Below are 13707 nucleotides of genomic sequence, written 5' to 3' on the forward strand. Positions count from 1 at the left end.
GGACCGAGAACTCGAAGCCATGACCTCAACTACTGAACCAACAATACGAAAGATGGTAGAACCCGCCATGAGGACCGGATAGGTAGATTGCCTACGAAATGGCCTCTTGATCGCCCCACATTTCCACCAAAAGTGCCCTACGCATCCCAGAAGTAGGGAGTAGCTCCCGCGCCGGGGGCGGCGAAACAACCGCTTCGTGACCACGCGTGGGAAAAAGGTACTCGAAATTCCTACGTGACATAGATATTCCCGCGCGCCGTTCGCTCATATGCTTCGACTGTGCCGGTACGACGAGCGCAAGCCTCAGGCTCCCGGCAGAGAAGCCAACTCTTCAGCGTCGGAGCGCGCATGTCAGACCAATACGTATCTCATCTCGTTGCAATTGTCGGCGCAGCAAACGTGCTGCTTGGGGACGACACACAGGCCTATGTGACGGACTACCGCGGGGTCTTCCGCGGGAAAGCGCTGGCTGTGGTCCGCCCGGGCTGCACCGAAGAGGTCAGTGCGGTCATGACGTACTGCTACAAGAACGGGATTCCCGTTGTTCCGCAGGGTGGAAACACATCGCTGCTGGGCGGCAGCGTTCCCGATGCAAGTGGCAAAGCCGTTGTGTTGGCTTTGACCCGGCTGAACCGCGTCCGGCATATTGACTCGGTCAATGCCACCATGGTTGTGGAAGCCGGCGTCACCCTTAACGCCGCGCGAACGACCGCTGAAGAGGCGGGGACGCTGTTCCCGCTCCGAATCGGCTCCGAGGGCAGCTGCCAGATTGGTGGAAATCTCTCGACGAATGCAGGTGGCACAGCGGTACTGCGGTACGGAAACATGCGCGATCTGGTCCTGGGCCTCGAAGTGGTGCTGCCAAATGGGGAGGTATGGAATGGTCTCAGGGCACTGCGCAAGGACAACGCGGGATATGACCTGAAGCATTTGTTCATCGGCACCGAAGGCACACTCGGGATCATCACGGCGGCTGTCCTCAAGCTCTTTCCGCGCCCTCATGCGGTCTGCGTGGCGCTGCTTGGCGTGGAAACCACTGACGCCGCACTTCAAACGTTCGGTTTGCTACGGAAGCGTCTGGGCACCGATGTCACGGCGTTTGAGCTGATTTCCGAGGATGCGATGGCCCTGGTGCTATCCCATCTCGGCCGTCAGACCTCGCCCCTGCCAAGCTCCCATCCATGGCATGTCCTTGTCGAGATGTCGTCGACTACCAACCAGGTGGATGCCGATGCGATCTTCGTGGCGGCGCTCAGCGTGGCTGCAGAGGAAGGCCTGATCTCGGATGCTGCCATTGCCGCGAATGAAAAGCAGGCCGCAGAATTCTGGCTCATCCGCGAGGAAATCTCGGACGCCCAGACACGAACGCGCGGCAGCGTTCGGTGCGACGTATCTGTGCCCCTCTCCAGCATTCCAGCATTCATTCGCGAAACCTCCGCGAAGATTCTGGCTGCAGCCCCCCAGACACGCATGGTCGTCTACGGGCACGTGGGAGACGGCAATGTCCATTTCAACCCGCTTCGCCCCGCCAACATGACGCCCGAGGCTTACCTGAGCCAGTATGGCGACAGCATTACCCAGATCGTCGACCAGGCCGCAATGGAGCTCCACGGCTCAATTTCGGCAGAGCATGGCGTCGGCACGGCCAAACGCGATGAACTACTGAACGTGCGCAGTCAGGTCGAGCTTGAGATCGGCTGGCGCGTTAAACGAGCCCTGGACCCGCTCAATTTGCTCAATCCCGGCAAGGTTCTTCCCGAGCTGCCCACGGCCAGCTGAGATACGCTATCCACGGAGCTTCACATGATCGATACAACCTACCTGGTCGAACAGGACAAACGCCACTGGGTCCACCCCGTGGTTTCCCTGCGCCAGCACGAATCGAAAGGTGCCCGGATCTGGGCCAGCGCCGAAGGTGTGCACCTTATCGACACGGAAGGCCGTCGAGTCCAGGATGCGTTTTCCGGGCTTTGGTGTGTGAATGCCGGCTACGCCCAGCAATCTCTCGTCGAGGCTGCCACGCGACAACTGCAACGGTTGCCTTACGGGACGGGCTACTTTCACTTTGCCAACGAACCCGCGGTGCGGCTTGCGTCGCGTCTGGCAGAGCTGGCGCCCACCGGGCTGACTCGCGTGCTTTTCGGCCAGGGCGGCTCAGACGCCGTTGACACCGCCGTGCGTGTCGTACGCTATTACTTCAACGCCACGGGCCAACCTGAGAAGAAGCATTTCATCGGCTTGCAACGTGGGTACCACGGCTCGTCCAGCACTGGGAGCGGGCTCACCGCACTTCCGGCATTTCATCGCCACTTCGACGTGCCGGGCCCGCAGCAGCATCACATTCCGTCGCCTTATCCATACCGGCACCCTGATGGACCGGACCAGAATGCCGTCCTCGACAGCACCATCCGTGCTCTTGAGGCGAAGGTCGAGGAAATCGGGGCCAACCGTGTAGCCGCCTTTATTTGCGAGCCAATCCAGGGATCCGGAGGCGTTATCGTGCCACCGGCCGGCTTTTTGCGTGCAATGCGTGATGCTTGCGACCGTCTCGGGATCCTGCTGATCGTCGACGAGGTCATCACTGGCCTTGGCCGTACCGGGCCTCTGTTTGCATGCGAAAGCGAAGGCGTCAGTCCGGACGTGATGACCCTGGCCAAGGGCCTTACGTCAGGCTACCTTCCGATGAGTGCAACCTTGATCAGCGAAAAGATCTACCAATCGATTGCTGACGCTGGCGACGATGGCGCCGTCTTCGGCCATGGCCAGACCTATGCTGGCCATCCGGTCAGCGCGGCGGTCGCCAATGCGGCGCTCGACCTGTATCTCGAAGGCGGACTACTTGCGAACGGCGCATCGGTCGGCCAGTACTTCCTTGAGCAACTGGGAACGCTCGCGGAGCTTCCCTATGTCGGGGAAGTCCGCGGTCGAGGCCTGCTAGCCGCCGTCGAACTGGTCGATGACAAGCAAAGCAAGCGAAAGCCGCCAAAGAGCAAACGACTCGGGGAGCGTGTCCTGGCGCACGCTCTGGAAGAGGGGCTCGTGTTCCGCGCCTTCTCTGACGACATCCTCGGATTTGCGCCGGCTCTGAACTACACCAGGGCGGATGTGGATTCGTTGATTCAGATTCTGCGATATTCCTTGGACAAAGCAGTCGCAGAGACATATTAAACAGGAGCTATCATGAAACTGACTGACTTTAAAGTTCTGACCTTCGACTGCTACGGCACGCTGATCGATTGGGAGAGCGGCATCTACAACGGCCTGAAGCCGCTGATCGAGAAAGCGGGTTATTCCGAAAAGAGCCGGGATGAAGTCCTGGAAAACTATGCAAAGCACGAAGCCGACCAAGAACTGCTGACACCCAGCCTGGCCTACTCGGTGCTGCTGAGCGTGGTCTACCGCCGCCTCGCCAATGAGTGGAATGTCGGCGTCACGGACGAGGAAGCCAATACCTTCGGCGCGTCCGTTCCCGACTGGCCTGCCTTCCCGGACTCGGTCGAGGCGCTCCGTTACCTCAAGCAACACTACAAGTTGGTCATCCTTTCGAACGTTGACCGCCTGTCGTTCCGCGGCAGTAACGCCCGTCTTAATGTGGAGTTCGACGCGATCTACACCGCGCAGGACGTCGGTGCCTACAAGCCGAGCCCGCGCAACTTTGAATACATGCTGGGACGCCTGAAGCGCGACTTCGGCCTGGAGAAAGGCGATATCCTCCATACGGCGCAAAGCCTCTTCCACGATCACGCGCCGGCAAACGGCTTTGGCCTGGCCTCGGCCTGGATCGACCGCCGGCATGCAGACAAGGGTTGGGGCGCCACCATGGCCCCTCCGGGCACACCCAAGTACGACTTCCGCTTCGAGAGCATGATTGCGCTGGCCCGTGCGCATCAAGAAGAGTTGAAGGCCTGAATCTCCCGTGCTGATTCCCGCCGCCAGAGCGGCGGGTCTTTGCATCATTCTCCATTGATACTCTCGCCGGCGCTGCATGCAAGGCGCCGACGCGCACACACGGCGCGCATGTTCGTCACCGGCAGTTTCGCAGGGCAATTTGACATGAATCTCCTGAAGGATACAACGCTGCTGCGCCAGCACGCCTATATCGGCGGCCAGTGGCAAGCTGCCCGGTCCGGCAAGACGCTGGATGTGATTAACCCTGCAACCGGTGCAGTGCTAGGTACCATTCCCGACTGCAATGTGGACGACACCCGGGCAGCGATTGAGGCCGCAAACCGCGCCCTGCCGGCCTGGAGCGCCCTGACGACTCACCAGCGCGCTGCCCTGCTCCGCAAATGGCATGACCTCATGCTGGCTCACGCTGATGACCTGGCGTTGCTGATGACCCTTGAGCAAGGAAAGCCGTTGGCAGAAGCTCGCGGGGAAATCCTTTACGGCGCCTCGTTTGTGCAATGGTTCGCCGAGGAAGGCATCCGCGCCTATGGCGAGACAATCCCGGCCACTCAGGCGAACCGTCGGATTATCGTCCGCAAGGCGCCCGTAGGGGTATGCGCGGCGATCACGCCGTGGAATTTCCCCAACGCGATGATTACCCGCAAGCTGGCGCCCGCGCTCGCCGCAGGCTGCACGGTCGTGGTCAAACCTTCGGAGCTCACTCCCTACTCCGCCCTCGCGCTCGCCGAGCTCGCCGAGCGGGCGGGAGTCCCTGCCGGGGTACTCAATATCGTAACTGGCCTGCCCAAGGCGATCGGTGGAGAACTCACTTCGAATCCTATCGTCCGCAAGCTGACCTTCACCGGATCTACACCGGTGGGTAAGCTCTTGCTGCGCCAATGCGCCGACACGGTAAAGCGGGTGAGCATGGAACTCGGCGGGAATGCTCCTGTGATCGTGTTCGACGACGCCGACCTGGAGCAGGCAATATCAGGCGTGATGGCCAGCAAGTTCCGGAACAGCGGACAAACCTGTGTCTGCGCGAACCGCATTTACGTTCAGTCCGGCATTTACGATCGCTTTGCGAAGCGCCTGGCCGAAGAAGTCCGCAAGCTGCGTGTTGGCGGTGGTACCGAAGTGGGCGTAACTATCGGCCCCCTGATCAACGAATCGGCGGTGAAAAAGGTTCTCACCCACGTCGAGGATGCGCTGAGGCAGGGTGCCAGAGTGGCCGCGGGGGGCGAGTTCTCCGAACGAGGCTCTCCGTTCTTTATGCCAACTGTCCTGACCGACGCCCGCGACGGGATGCTGGTAGCCAGCGAAGAAACATTCGGGCCTGTGGCCGCATTGTTCCGCTTTGAGACCGAAGCAGAAGTCATCCGGCGCGCCAACGATACCCCTTACGGCCTGGCCGCTTATCTGTTCTCGCGTGATGTGAATCGCGTGTTCCGGGTGGGTGAGGCATTGGAGTACGGCATGGTTGGCCTGAACACCGGAGTGATCTCCTCCGCGGTTGCGCCCTTCGGTGGTGTCAAGGAATCCGGACTCGGCCGGGAGGGCTCGCACCACGGCATCGACGAGTTTCTTGAGGTGCAAACTTTGCATCTCGATCTAGCGTAACGGGACTCCGTGTCAAGTCCTGCCATAGGTTGACACCTTTCTGCAGCGCGCTTGGCCGATCAGGCTGAGGTCATAAACGCCCGAGGGATTTCATCGGGCGTTTTGTATTTCAGGGCCTGGTGCGGCCGTTCTCGGTTGTAGATCTGCACCGACTGTTGGACCCTGCCGCGCGGCTTGTTGTAGGTCGGCACGCCGTTGCAACAGGAATTCACTCTTGAGGATGCCGTTGATGCGCTCGGCCATGGCATGTTGATAGCAGTTGTAGCCGTCGGTCATGGAGCAGATCAGGCCGTGGCGCTCGTGGATGGCTTGGTAGTAGGTCAGCAATACTGGATCCCTCGGTCCGAGTGATGGACCAGCGGCTGCCGGGTACGGCGTCCTCACTTTGGCGTCGCGTGCTATTTGCCGGATCTCGCTGTGCTGGCGCTTGTAGTACGCCTGGCGGCTGATGGCCATGTGGCGGCAGGCCCTGCTGACGCTCAGCCCTTGGACGAGCTTTTGCGCGAGGATCTGCCCGAAGGCTTTTTTACGACGCGCACCCCGTCTTCCTTCTGAATCACGTCTATCACTGCTTCGAACAGGCGTGCCTTTTCCTGGGCCTCCCGCAATTGCACCTCCAATTCCTTGATGCGCTGCTCGGGCGTGAGCGGTTCTTTGGGCTTGCTGGATGGATTCCCATTGTGGTTTTGGCCGCCCCTGGCGAGGCGCTCCGGTCCTGGAGTCCGTGCTTGCGTAACCATACCAGCACGCTCGAGCGACCTTAAATGCCATAGCGTCGCTGTGCCTCTTTGTAGGTCAGCTCGCATTTTCCCACCTGCTCAACCACTGCCAGCTTAAAAGCCAGCGTGTAATCTCGCTGTGTTCGCTTTTGTACCGTCTCCAAGGGACTCTCCTTCTCCTACTGGACCTACTGGAAAAGTGTCAACCTTATTCAGGACGGGTCACCGCGAACAAATAAGCCGGCCTGTGGCCGGCTTATTTTTGAAAGCTACCTACGGTCAGAACACCTTGCTTCCGTTAGGAACGGTGCCGTCTACGGTGAGCAAGTTCACGACTGCAGACTCCGATTCCACCCCCATGACGAGGACTTGCGACAGGAAGCCGCCAATACGACGCTCGCCGAGATTGGTCGCGCACACCACCACCTTGCCAACCAATTCGTTTGCTTGATAACGGTTCACGTACTGACCGCTAGAGGTCATCACGCCCAAGTCACCGAGATCGATCCACATCTTGTAGGCGGGGTTGCGCGCCTTGTCGTTCAACTCTGCCTTGACGACGGTGCCGACTCGCATATCAATGCTCGAAAATGCTTCATAGGGACTCATGCTTACTTCTACTCCATCAATTGCCATGAAATTCGGGGCTGGTGCCCATGACCACCGGCATCATTCTTCCGCCGTCAACTTGTACAGGGCGACTGCGACCTGAAGTTCGAAGCGGTTCGCCTGATCTTCCAGGGGTGTCCCCAGCATCGACTCAATGCGCTCGAGACGATATCGCAGCGTACTAATATGGACGCCGAGACGCCTGGCCGTGTTCGCCAACTGGAATCCTTCTGCGCAAAGCGCTTCCAGTGTCTCTAAAAGCGCCTCACCCTTCCGATCGGACAGCAGCGGCCCCAGCTTGCTCTGAATAAATAGTTCCCGAGCATCAGCGTCGCCCATCAATGCCCGCGGAAACATGACTTCCTGGAAGTGATGGACCTTTCCGGGCTTGAGCAGCGGCAGCAGCGATTGGACATCGCTGCCTCCTTGCGCCATGCCAGCGATGCCGCTGTGCAACCGGCTAACCGCCAAAGCCGCACCGCGGCTGCCCAGAACTCGCCAGAGTGGCTCAGGTTCTGCGTCGCGGGCGAGAAGAAAGGTGATCTGGTTAAGAGAGGCAAGGATGAGCGGGGGTTGCCCTATACCGTCCAGGTATTTCCTCAACCGGTCCACCCACCGCTCGCGTCGCAGGAACCCTTCCCGTGACAGGGGTAACGGCTCATCGAGCAGCACCAGGCAAACTCGGTAGTTACCCGCGGGATCCCAGCCGCTCAGGCGGGCGCGCTCCAGCGCCGATGGGGTCTCTTCAAACTTGCCTTCAAGCAGCGATCCAACCAATGCATAGCCGAGGCGCTCTTCCTGCAGGTGAAGCGCCCGCATATGGGCCAGGTGAAGCGCACCAATGATTGAAGCATGTTCCGTCGCCCGGATGTCGAGTTCCCCCAAGGGGCTGAGGCCTTCGTCAACAAAGATGAATGCCGCGATTTCGCCGCGAATCCGGATCGGGCATCCGAGCCGGCGCGGCACGTCGACGTCCGGTTGGGCTTCCAGCAAGATAGGGCTGACACTGTCCTGAATCTGACGAAGGATGATCCGGTTGTTCAGCAGCCGCAGGTACTCGCGCTCCTTTTGACCCAAGGCTTCGCCGTCCTGCGCCGTCTCGCTCGTGCCGAGCAGCAGCCCATCGGGATCGACGAAATTCACAGCCCGACCGAGCAAGCCGCCGAGCGCGCGCGCCAGATCGCCGAGCGTGTTGGCCATCACCGCCGCAGTCGTGAGCGCGCGATGAATCTCATCGGATCTCTCAATCAGCTCTCCTTGACGCCGGATGATGCTGGAGTGAATTTCCTCGGTGATGGTGCTGAATGGAACGGCCCAATCGATCTCGAGCAAAGGCAGCCCGATATCGTTTGCGGCGAGGACCGACGAACGCGGAAAATGCTCCAGAAAGTTTGGCACCGCGAGCACGACGCCCGCCAGTCCCCTTTCGCTCAGGTCACGTATCAGCTGGCTTGCCTTCTGGTCGTCTCGCGGCCAGTTATAGCCGGTCGACAGCAGCAGTTGGCCGGGCTCGACCCAATCCACAATATCCGGATGGTCGATCATGTGGACCCACCGGATCTCATTGCTCAGGCCAGCGTTCCCGGCTACCACCCTGGCGCCGCGTAGTACGGTCGACTCCAACGCGGTAGAGATGTCCATAGTCCTCCGTGTTCCACATCCGCCTACAAGACTCAGGCGGCAAAGTGCACTAGCCCTTCAGGATTGCGTTAGCGAATGACTCCATGTCGTCAAACGCTGCGTCCGGTACGGCATTCGCCTTGGGGACGGCACCGAAGCCCGGCTTGCCTTTGCGGCGGTCTATCCAGACAGTCTGCAGGCCGAGCGCCTGCGCGGGGACATGGTCGTGGAATAGGCTTTGGGCGACGTGCAGGATTTGCGAGCGTGGCACCTGTATGCGGCCAAGCGCAACGTGGAAATTATTGAGTGAAGGCTTGTAGCTTCGTGCCTGTTGGGCAGTAATCGCGTAATCGAACTCGACGTCGAGCCGCTTCTTGGAAAGCGCAAACGACTCGTCGTCGCCATTGGTGATCACTGCGAGCTGAAAGCGCTTTTGCAGCGCAACCAGCGCGTCATGCGAATCAGGGAATGCGGGCCAATCGCCGGCGGAATGGGAGAACGACTCGAGCTCGGCCTCTGTGGGCGAGAAGCCAAGATCGGCTGCGATCCGCCGCAGCGCCTCTTCGAGGATCTCCCGATAGGTCATATAAGGACCCGCTTCCAGCGCCGACTCATGCCAAGCGTAGCGCTCTAGCATTTCGTCTTCGCTCAGCACGAGGCCGTGGTCGCGAAAGATGAATCCCAGGGCATCGGAGATGCCCCGCTCCCAATCGATCAGCGTTCCGTAAATATCAAGCGTCAGTACTGTCTTGCCGGCAAACTTTGCCGCAATATCGCTGTCCATTTTGTCCTTCGCTGTGGTGAGCGGGGCGACGCCTCAACCTATTACGCTGCGCGCGCCGCTTCGATCGCGCGAGCCAGTATCGCCAGGGCCTCGTGCGCATCGTTCCTCGATGTGGTCAGGGGCGCCAAAAGGCGAACGATGTTGCGGTGCACCCCGCACTTAATCACAAGCAGCCCACCTTCCCGGCAGCCATCGATGACGCGCTGCGCAAAGGCGGCGTCCGGCTGCATCGGATCACGATGCTTGACGAACTCAAGCGCCAGCATAGCGCCAACACCCCGAATAGTACCAATCTCGGCAAAGCGTTCGGCGAGCGCGTCGAGACCGTCGCGTAGCACCGCAGCGAGCTCGTTGGCTTGTTCGAGTAGTCCCTCGTCCTGGAACAAATCGAGGACCGCCAGAGCTGCAGCACAGGCCAGCGGATTACCCGCGTATGTGCCGCCCAGCCCACCCGGCTCGGGTGCGTCCATGATTTCGGCACGACCCACCACCCCGGACAGCGGCAGACCCCCGGCGAGGCTTTTGGCCACGGTCACCAGGTCCGGCTTGATCCCTGCCTGCTGGAATGCGAACAGTTCGCCGGTACGGCCAAAGCCTGTCTGGATTTCATCCGCAATCAACACAATCCCATGACGGGTTGCCAGTTCGCGGAGCTTCTTCAGGAAATCGGGGCCGGCAGCCAGGAAGCCCCCGTCGCCCTGAACGAGCTCGATGATGATTGCAGCAACCCGCTCTGGCGCAATCTGCGTGGCGAACAAGTCTTCCAGCCCTTGCAGCGCGTCGTCGGCGGAGAACCCCCGATAGGGATCCGGATAGGGCGTGTGATACACGTCGCCGGCGAACGGCCCGAAGTTCTGCTTGTATGGCGCGCTCATGCCGGTAAGCGTCATGCCCATCAGCGTCCGACCGTGGAAGCCGCCACGGAATGCAATGACACCAGGCGCGTTGCGATAGGCGCGCGCAATCTTAATGGCGTTCTCCACGGCCTCCGCGCCTGTGGTCAGGAAGATCGACTTGTACGCCTCGTCGCCACCAACTAGCCGGCTCAAACGCGCCGCCAGTTCGACATAGACGTCATAGGCAGCCACCTGGAACGCGGCATGGCTAACGCGCCCGAGCTGTTCCTTCACTGCCGCGACAATCCGCGGATGGTTGTGGCCGACGTTCAGCACGCCAATGCCCCCGACGAAATCCAGATACCGGCGACCGTCAACATCCCATACATGTGAGCCTTCCGCACGTTCGACAAAGATCGGATGTGCGGTCACTACACCGCGTGGCACATGACGGGTGCGTGCCTCTGCAAGTACCTTGTGTTTGTTCTCCACTACCATTTTCTGTCCTGTCGTCTGCTGTATGTTGCTATGGCCGGTTTCGACCGCCGCGCCTCTCGCAACGAGGGGCAGTGCCATCTTAGGATGGCGACCTAGGGCAGACCACCTACTTTGAATAGGGAAAATACGCGGCAAAGTTGTACTACGCGTATGCAGCCTCAGCCTCGCTCATTTGAGTGCCCTAAGCACAGGAACTGTGCAGGCGAGGCTTGCGTCCATCCGCCGTTCTCCGGCGCGCAGGCCTGAATCTTTGCTTAGAGTTGGCTCTTGAGCTTTCCATGGCCCCACGACTTATTCAGCACAACATTTGCGCAGAGTCACGCACTAACTTAGGGCCCCCTACAAAGCGAGGGACGGAGCCACGCAGCCTTCCTGCGAAAGATAGATAGGAAAGGGCGTGCCGGTGCGATTGAATGGACTTCAGCTGCGCCATTCGAGCACAGACAGTGGACCAGGACAGGTATTGGTCCACGGACATTGATACGGCCAAGACAAAGGAGAGTGGAAATGGAGATTGCAGCAACAATGACCTCATCCGAGGATGAGGTCAAACGGCGGCGGCGGGCCATCACGGCCACGATTCTGGGGAATGGATTCGAGTGGTTCGATTTTATGGTTTATGGATTTTTTGCCATCACCATCGGCCAACTTTTCTTCCCGACAGGCAATGACCTGACATCGCTTTTGTTGTCCGTGGCGACGTTTGGCGTCGGCTTTGTGGTCCGACCCATCGGCGGCGTTCTCATCGGCATGTATTCGGACCGCGTCGGCCGCAAGGCAGCCCTGTCCCTGACGATTCTGCTTATGGCGGGCGGCACAGCGCTCATCGGGCTGGCGCCAACTTATGAACAAATTGGCATTGCCGCGCCGATCTTGATCATTTTCGCCCGCCTGATGCAAGGCTTCTCGGCAGGCGGCGAAATGGGAAGCGCAACTGCCTTCCTCACCGAGCATGCGCCAGCAAACCGGAAAGGCTACTACGCCAGCTGGATCCAGAGCAGCATTGGATTTGCCGTCGTCCTCGGCGCCGCGGCAGGCACCATCCTGACGTTATGGCTGACGCCGGAGGAAGTCAAGGCGTGGGGATGGCGCATCCCATTCCTGCTGGGCATCTTGATTGGTCCAATCGGCTTTTACATCCGCAGCAACGTTGATGAAACGCCGGCATTTCTCGCGACGAAGGAAAAGGTCAAGAAGCCCTTCTCCGAGGTGATGAAGAACTACCCGCGCGAGACCTTTACCACGTTTTCGATGGTCATTCTGTGGACTGTCTGCATCTACGTTCTGCTGTTCTACATGCCGACGTACGCCGTCAAGACATTGAAGATGCCTCAATCGATGTCCTTCATCGCTGGCGTTATCGGTGGACTCATCATTACCGTCCTCTCTCCCTTCGTCGGTGCGTGGTCGGACCGGATCGGCCGCCGCAAGATCCTGGCATTCAGCTCGGGCGGCATTCTCTTGCTCGCCTATCCGATGTTTGCACTGGTCGTGTCGTCGCCCACGCAAACGAGTCTGATTCTGTTCCAGGCGATCTTTGGCGTACTGATCGCAGGCTATACCGGCCCGATCCTGGCAGCCTTCTCGGAGATTTTCCCGACCCGAGTACTCTCGACTGGCCTCTCTGTCGCATACAACGTCGCGGTCATGACCTTTGGCGGATTCGCATCGCTGATCCTGACCTGGCTCATCGCGACAACCGGAAGCGCGATGGCGCCTGCAATCTATGTCATTACTGCTGCAGCGATCAGCTTTCTTGGCGTCACCCTGGGCTTCCGCGACCGACCGGCCCAGCAATAAACAATGAACGGGAGCATTCATAGCATGATCAAACATCGTTTGTGTTCGTCCGCGCTGGCGGTAGCAGTGCTTTTTGGGAGTTCTTTGGCAGTTGCCCAAGTCCAGGATGTAAAGCTCGGCTTCGCTGCCCCGATGACCGGCAACCAGGCGCAGTACGGGAAGGACATGCAGAACGGGGTGACGCTCGCCCTGGAAGACTTCAATGCGACGCGGCCACGCATCGCCGGGCGGGAGGTGCGGTTCACTGTGGCCGCCGAGGACGACCAGGCCGACCCTAAGGCGGGGTCGGTCGTCGCACAGAAATTGGTTGATGGTGGCATAAAGGGCATGCTCGGACATTTCAACTCCGGTACCAGCATTCCCGCCTCTGCAGTATATAGCCGTGCCGGTATCCCGCAAATCGCCATGGCAACAGCACCGGAGTACACGCGGCAAGGGTTCAAGACGACTTTCCGAATGATGACTTCGGACACCCAACAGGGCAGCGTGGTCGGAACCTATGTCGTCACCAAACTCGGCATGAAACGGATCGCGATCGTGGACGATCGCACGGCCTATGGCCAGGGGTTGGCCGATGAGTTTGAAAAGGCAGCCAAGGCGGCCGGCGCCACCATCGTCCGGCGCGAATTCACGAATGACAAAGCCGTGGATTTTAAGGCCGTCCTGACCAACCTGAAGCGTCAGTCCCCCGATTTGATTTTCTATGGCGGCGCAGAAGCACAGTCGGCGCCCCTGGCGAAGCAGATGCGCGAACTCGGCATGACAGCCGTGCTGGTGTCCGGCGAAATGTCCAAAACTGAAAACTTCATTAAACTGGCGGGAACAGCGGCGGAGGGAACGCTATGTTCGCTTGCCGGCCTTCCGCTGGAGCAAATGCCGGGGGGATCGAGCTACAAGCAGCGCTATGAAAAGCGTTTCGGCAGCCCCGTGCAGACGTACTCTCCCTATGCCTACGACGGCGCCATGGCGATGATGAAAGCAATGACCCAGGCGAACTCGGCAGAACCTGACAAGTACCTGCCAATCCTGGCGGCCACTTCGATGGCCGGTGTGACATCCAGGCAGATTGCCTATGACAGCCGAGGCGACCTCAAGGAGGGTGGGATCACCATCTACAAGGTAGTCTCAGGGAAATGGCAGCCCGTTGAAAGCCTGGCGGGTCGCTAGGCGAGGTTGCGTTGCAGGCAAGCCGGGCGACTCGCCCGGCTTTTTTCTTGTGCGGTACTGCATTGTGCCCCGGGGGGGAGCGGGAGCCATTAAGACTTAAGGCGCATGCCTGAAGTCTGCTGAGGCGGCGCCTACGCGCCCGATCTCGTCGGCCACTTGCTGGCAA

General features: G+C 59.9%; 12 protein-coding genes. 6 read left to right on the forward strand and 6 right to left on the reverse strand.

Annotated features, from left to right (window positions below):
• Positions 1-348 precede the first annotated feature (348 nt).
• From AB1I47_RS00530 to AB1I47_RS00545, 4 genes are all read left to right on the forward strand, one after another.
• Complete coding sequence (locus tag AB1I47_RS00530; RefSeq protein ID WP_354681839.1) at positions 349-1779, forward strand: FAD-binding oxidoreductase; 1431 nt, start codon at positions 349-351, stop codon at positions 1777-1779.
• Positions 1780-1806: 27 nt separating this feature from the next.
• Positions 1807-3168, forward strand: coding sequence for an aminotransferase class III-fold pyridoxal phosphate-dependent enzyme (locus AB1I47_RS00535; protein ID WP_354681964.1), 1362 nt, complete (start codon positions 1807-1809; stop codon positions 3166-3168).
• A 12-nt stretch (positions 3169-3180) separates the two neighbouring features.
• Positions 3181-3909: a haloacid dehalogenase type II gene (locus AB1I47_RS00540; protein WP_354681840.1), complete on the forward strand. Its 729-nt coding sequence runs from the start codon at positions 3181-3183 to the stop codon at positions 3907-3909.
• Between the two features lie 108 nt (positions 3910-4017).
• Positions 4018-5508, forward strand: coding sequence for an NAD-dependent succinate-semialdehyde dehydrogenase (locus tag AB1I47_RS00545; protein WP_407935779.1), 1491 nt, complete (start codon positions 4018-4020; stop codon positions 5506-5508).
• A gap of 59 nt (positions 5509-5567) precedes the next feature.
• On the opposite strand, the gene AB1I47_RS33925 is transcribed toward AB1I47_RS00545, so the two are convergent.
• From AB1I47_RS33925 to gabT, 6 genes are all read right to left on the reverse strand, one after another.
• The gene (locus AB1I47_RS33925) at positions 5568-5756 is read right to left on the reverse strand and encodes an integrase core domain-containing protein (RefSeq protein ID WP_475572020.1); all 189 of its coding nucleotides are present in this window, start codon (positions 5754-5756) and stop codon (positions 5568-5570) included.
• Between the two features lie 231 nt (positions 5757-5987).
• Positions 5988-6248 (reverse strand): hypothetical protein, encoded by a 261-nt coding sequence (locus tag AB1I47_RS33930; protein WP_475572021.1) that lies wholly within the window; start codon positions 6246-6248, stop codon positions 5988-5990.
• 258 nt (positions 6249-6506) lie between these two features.
• The gene (locus AB1I47_RS00560) at positions 6507-6836 is read right to left on the reverse strand and encodes a tRNA-binding protein (protein ID WP_354681841.1); all 330 of its coding nucleotides are present in this window, start codon (positions 6834-6836) and stop codon (positions 6507-6509) included.
• Between the two features lie 60 nt (positions 6837-6896).
• Positions 6897-8477, reverse strand: a complete 1581-nt coding sequence (locus AB1I47_RS00565) for a PucR family transcriptional regulator (RefSeq protein WP_354681842.1) — start codon at positions 8475-8477, stop codon at positions 6897-6899.
• Between the two features lie 49 nt (positions 8478-8526).
• Positions 8527-9240: a haloacid dehalogenase type II gene (locus AB1I47_RS00570; RefSeq protein WP_354681843.1), complete on the reverse strand. Its 714-nt coding sequence runs from the start codon at positions 9238-9240 to the stop codon at positions 8527-8529.
• Between the two features lie 41 nt (positions 9241-9281).
• Complete coding sequence (gabT, locus tag AB1I47_RS00575) at positions 9282-10574, reverse strand: 4-aminobutyrate--2-oxoglutarate transaminase (protein ID WP_354681844.1); 1293 nt, start codon at positions 10572-10574, stop codon at positions 9282-9284.
• Positions 10575-11081: 507 nt separating this feature from the next.
• Between gabT and AB1I47_RS00580 the strand changes: the two genes are divergently transcribed.
• Together AB1I47_RS00580 and AB1I47_RS00585 are read left to right on the forward strand one after the other, a co-directional pair.
• Positions 11082-12374: an MFS transporter gene (locus AB1I47_RS00580; protein WP_354681845.1), complete on the forward strand. Its 1293-nt coding sequence runs from the start codon at positions 11082-11084 to the stop codon at positions 12372-12374.
• A gap of 24 nt (positions 12375-12398) precedes the next feature.
• Positions 12399-13541 (forward strand): branched-chain amino acid ABC transporter substrate-binding protein, encoded by a 1143-nt coding sequence (locus tag AB1I47_RS00585; protein WP_354681846.1) that lies wholly within the window; start codon positions 12399-12401, stop codon positions 13539-13541.
• Positions 13542-13707 lie beyond the last annotated feature (166 nt).

The sequence above is a fragment of the Cupriavidus necator genome (genome assembly GCF_040578825.1).
GTDB lineage: Bacteria > Pseudomonadota > Gammaproteobacteria > Burkholderiales > Burkholderiaceae > Cupriavidus > Cupriavidus necator_E.

Coding starts and splice junctions, on each gene's coding strand:
- AB1I47_RS00530 (WP_354681839.1), top strand. CDS start 349: ATGTCAGACCAATACGTATCTCATCTCGTTGCAATTGTCGGCGCAGCA.
- AB1I47_RS00540 (WP_354681840.1), top strand. CDS start 3,181: ATGAAACTGACTGACTTTAAAGTTCTGACCTTCGACTGCTACGGCACG.
- AB1I47_RS00545 (WP_407935779.1), top strand. CDS start 4,018: ATGTTCGTCACCGGCAGTTTCGCAGGGCAATTTGACATGAATCTCCTG.
- AB1I47_RS33925 (WP_475572020.1), bottom strand. CDS start 5,756: ATGCCATGGCCGAGCGCATCAACGGCATCCTCAAGAGTGAATTCCTGT.
- AB1I47_RS33930 (WP_475572021.1), bottom strand. CDS start 6,248: ATGGTTACGCAAGCACGGACTCCAGGACCGGAGCGCCTCGCCAGGGGC.
- AB1I47_RS00560 (WP_354681841.1), bottom strand. CDS start 6,836: ATGAGTCCCTATGAAGCATTTTCGAGCATTGATATGCGAGTCGGCACC.
- AB1I47_RS00565 (WP_354681842.1), bottom strand. CDS start 8,477: ATGGACATCTCTACCGCGTTGGAGTCGACCGTACTACGCGGCGCCAGG.
- AB1I47_RS00570 (WP_354681843.1), bottom strand. CDS start 9,240: ATGGACAGCGATATTGCGGCAAAGTTTGCCGGCAAGACAGTACTGACG.
- gabT (WP_354681844.1), bottom strand. CDS start 10,574: ATGGTAGTGGAGAACAAACACAAGGTACTTGCAGAGGCACGCACCCGT.
- AB1I47_RS00580 (WP_354681845.1), top strand. CDS start 11,082: ATGGAGATTGCAGCAACAATGACCTCATCCGAGGATGAGGTCAAACGG.
- AB1I47_RS00585 (WP_354681846.1), top strand. CDS start 12,399: ATGATCAAACATCGTTTGTGTTCGTCCGCGCTGGCGGTAGCAGTGCTT.